Source organism: Acidovorax sp. HMWF018 (assembly GCF_003061035.1).
Lineage (GTDB): Bacteria > Pseudomonadota > Gammaproteobacteria > Burkholderiales > Burkholderiaceae_C > Acidovorax > Acidovorax delafieldii.
On sequence record NZ_QAIM01000343.1, the window covers coordinates 1 to 2,628 of the forward strand.

Genomic DNA, 2,628 nt, shown 5'->3' on the forward strand with positions numbered 1-2,628 from the left:
GCCCTGATGACCAGCCTGCTCGACGCGGGCGCCTTGGCGACCATCAACCCACACACCACCCACACCAGCTGAGGAGCCCACCATGCACATCCCCAACACCCCGGCCACCCACTTCCCCACGCCCCCAGCCACAGGACCGCGCATGCTATGGGCGCGCCTGGCCGATGCGGCCACCTGGCTCACCCCGCACAGCCTGCTAGCACTGGTCAACCGCGTGGCCATTGCAGGCATCTTCTGGCTGTCGGCCCGCACCAAGGTCGAGGGCTGGTTCACCATCTCCGACAGCGCCTACACACTGTTCCGCGACGAGTACAAACTGCCCGTGCTGCCGCCCGAGCTGGCGGCGCAGATGGCCACCGTGGCCGAGCACCTGTTTCCGGTGCTGCTGGTGCTGGGCCTGTTCACACGCCTGTCGGCCCTGGCGCTGCTGGGCATGACGCTGACAATTCAGCTGTTTGTCTACCCGGACGCCTGGCCCACCCACCTGTCATGGGCGGGGCTGATGCTGTACCTGGTGGGGCGCGGTGCAGGCAACGTGTCGCTGGACCGGGCGCTTGGGATTCGTTGAGGAACCCGTCTGCGCGAGATCAATAGCTACTATTTCGATAGCACTCAAGGCATATTCAACTATCGCTTGCGGCCTAAAACGCTTCAAAACCTGCCAAGTCGTTCCCAATCACCCCACCACGGTACGCACCCAGCGCACGATGTCCGCCGCCCCCAGCGCGCCCGAAATGCGCGCCACCTCACGCCCCTGCTGGAACAGGATCATGGTCGGAATGCTGCGGATGGCATAACGCGCCGCAATGGCCTGCTGGTCTTCGGTGTTGAGCTTGGCCAGGCGCACGCGGGGTTCCAGCTCACGGGCAGCCTGCGCAAAGGCGGGCGCCATCTGGCGGCAGGGACCGCACCACGGGGCCCAAAAATCCACCAGCACCGGGATGTGGCTGCGCACCACATGCTTGTCAAAGCTGGTGGCATCCAGCTCCAGCGGCGCCCCAGCAAACAGGGGCTGATGGCATTGGCCACAGTCGGGCGCGCTGCCCAGGTCGGCGCTCTGCACGCGGTTGGTGGTGTGGCAATGGGGGCAGACGATGTGCAGGGCTTCGGTCATGGCGTGGCGGGGGCATTGGGGTCTCTGAACACATTGCGGCACTGGCTCTCCGTTTCAAGAGGTCGCAAACCTTGCGCGCGTTTACCAGTCCAGAATCCCCCTGGTCGCCATATCTGCATTGCGGCGTCTGCTATGGTTTCGTGCATGCAGCTGCTCCCCACACTGACAACTGCCCATTCGCTTTTTCTCGACTTCGATGGCACGCTCACCGAGCTGGCACCGCGCCCCGAGGCGGTGCGCATCGCGTCGGGGCTGATTCCCACGCTGTCATCGCTGCATACCCAGCTGGGCGGCGCGCTGGCCATCGTGACTGGCAGGCCCGAGGCCGACATCGACGGATTTCTGGCGCCACTGCGCCTGCCGCTGGCGAGCGAACATGGGGCCCAATACCGCCTGGGTGAGACTTCCGTTCCCGCCACCGAACCACCCGCCCTGGAGCCCGTGTTACAGGCCGCCCAAGACCTTGCAGCACGGCACCCCGGCCTGCTGGTGGAGACCAAGCGTGTGAGCGTGGCCCTGCACTACCGCCAGGCGCCCCACCTCGAATCCCTGTGCCATGACACGCTGGTGCGGGCCATGCGCGAGGTGGAAGGTGTGGAACTGCTGCGTGGCAAATGCGTCTTTGAAGTGAAACCCCGTGGCGTTCACAAAGGCCAGGCCATCGTCGACTTCATGACACAGCCACCCTTTGTGGGCCGCACGCCGGTCTTTGTGGGCGATGACGTCACCGACGAGGCCGGCTTTGCCGCTGTGCAGACGCTCGGCGGCTGGGGCATCAAGGTGGGCGAAGGGCCCACCATGGCACAACACCGCTGCATGACATCGGCCGCACTGCGGGGCTGGTTGTCGTCTGCACGCACAACGCTGGAGCGCGAACGATGAACACAGCCGCCACACACCCCCAAGCGGGCTCGCTCAACCTTGGGATGATCGGCAACTGCGCCATCAGCGCGCTCATAGACGACCACGCCCGCATGGTCTGGTGCTGCCTGCCGCGCTTTGATGGCGACCCGGTGTTCAACGCCCTGCTGCAACCCGGCGACGAGGGCAGCCACTTCGCGATCGAGCTGGAAGAGCTGGCATCGGCCCACCAGTGGTACGAACCGAACACCGCCATCCTGCGCACACAGTTGTTCGACAAGGCGGGCCAAGGCATCGAGATCACCGACTTTGCGCCACGCTTTTACAGCCGGTCACGCTACTTCCGGCCCATGACGCTGGTACGCCGGGTGCGCCCCATCCAGGGGTCGCCGCGCGTCCGTGTGGCGCTCAAGGTGCGCTACGACTGGGGCCAGACCACCCCCGAGATCACGCGCGGCAGCAACCACATCCGCTACGTGGGCGAGAGCATGACGCTGCGCCTGTCCACCGATGCGCCGGTGTCGCATGTGCTGTCGGGCCAGGCGTTTGTGCTCACGCGCGAACACAACTTTCTGCTGGGCGCCGACGAGACGCTGGTGGACGGTATTGCCGACACCGCCCGCCGCTTTGAACAGGAGACCACGGCCTACTGG

At 65.6% G+C, this 2,628-nt stretch carries 4 protein-coding genes; 3 read left to right on the forward strand and 1 reads right to left on the reverse strand.

From position 1 onward, the window contains the following. The first annotated feature begins 82 nt into the window (after positions 1-82). Positions 83-568, forward strand: coding sequence for a DoxX family protein (locus DBR23_RS12915; RefSeq protein WP_369882113.1), 486 nt, complete (start codon positions 83-85; stop codon positions 566-568). Between the two features lie 108 nt (positions 569-676). Here DBR23_RS12915 and trxC read toward each other — a convergent pair whose 3' ends face one another. Further along, positions 677-1,114 (reverse strand): thioredoxin TrxC, encoded by a 438-nt coding sequence (gene trxC, locus DBR23_RS12920; protein WP_108498515.1) that lies wholly within the window; start codon positions 1,112-1,114, stop codon positions 677-679. 144 nt (positions 1,115-1,258) lie between these two features. Here trxC and otsB point away from each other — a divergent pair, with 144 nt between their 5' ends. Beyond that, the gene (otsB, locus tag DBR23_RS12925; protein WP_108498522.1) at positions 1,259-1,996 is read left to right on the forward strand and encodes a trehalose-phosphatase; all 738 of its coding nucleotides are present in this window, start codon (positions 1,259-1,261) and stop codon (positions 1,994-1,996) included. Beyond that, positions 1,993-2,628, forward strand: a 636-nt coding sequence (locus DBR23_RS30640; RefSeq protein ID WP_233250438.1) for a trehalase-like domain-containing protein, incomplete at its 3' end; no start/stop codon positions are given. The genes otsB and DBR23_RS30640, both read left to right, overlap by 4 nt.

Excerpts from the sequence above, each read along its gene's own strand:
- DBR23_RS12915 (WP_369882113.1), top strand. The coding sequence starts at position 83 with ATGCACATCCCCAACACCCCGGCCACCCACTTCCCCACGCCCCCAGCC.
- trxC (WP_108498515.1), bottom strand. The coding sequence starts at position 1,114 with ATGACCGAAGCCCTGCACATCGTCTGCCCCCATTGCCACACCACCAAC.
- otsB (WP_108498522.1), top strand. The coding sequence starts at position 1,259 with ATGCAGCTGCTCCCCACACTGACAACTGCCCATTCGCTTTTTCTCGAC.